Source organism: Polaromonas sp. P1_G2, assembly GCF_056405515.1.
This window is the reverse complement of sequence record NZ_JBFUBY010000809.1, coordinates 1-550: the sequence shown is the minus strand read 5'-3', so window position 1 is coordinate 550 and position 550 is coordinate 1. Positions and strand designations below refer to the sequence as shown.

Sequence of the window (550 nt, the reverse complement as noted above, 5' to 3'; positions counted from 1 at the left end):
GCCTTGCATTCAGCGCGATTTGCCTGTTGTCTGCAGCAAACAAGGAGGGAGTTTGCCATGCGCCATCTGGTCTTTGCTACACTGATCGCCATACCCTTGCCCGCGCTGGCCGCCGAGCAGTGCGATCATTGGACGGCCGGGATGCAGGAGGATGAAGGCGGCAGCGTCATGACTGCAAGCATCTGCGCCCCAGCCGGCAAGGACAAGGCCTACCTTTCCTTGACCTGCGGCGAACCGGGAAAACTCTCCATCCGCTTCCTGCCTGCCCCGACGAAGGGGYTCCCGCCAGGTGACAATTTCAAGGGCAAGCTCGAATTCTCGCTTGACCTGAAAATGTTCGACCTGCCCTCTGTCTACGAGGAGATGGATGGCGCCCTGGCCACGGACACAGAGATCGGCGCCCCCATGGTCGATATGTTGCAGCACGAGAAGCAAGTCACGGTTTCGGAAACCAGCGACCACGGGCCGGACGCGACCTTCTCCTTGAAGGGCTCGCGCGCCGCTTTCCAGAAACTCATCGCCGACTGCAAGAAATGACCATGACACCTGC

1 protein-coding gene is annotated in these 550 nt (G+C 60.1%); it reads left to right on the top strand.

All coding sequences use genetic code 11. The features are described 5' to 3' along the window. The first annotated feature begins 57 nt into the window (after nt 1-57). The gene (locus AC1D0P_RS27720; RefSeq protein WP_477679665.1) at nt 58-537 is read left to right on the top strand and encodes a hypothetical protein; all 480 of its coding nucleotides are present in this window, start codon (nt 58-60) and stop codon (nt 535-537) included. Nucleotides 538-550 lie beyond the last annotated feature (13 nt).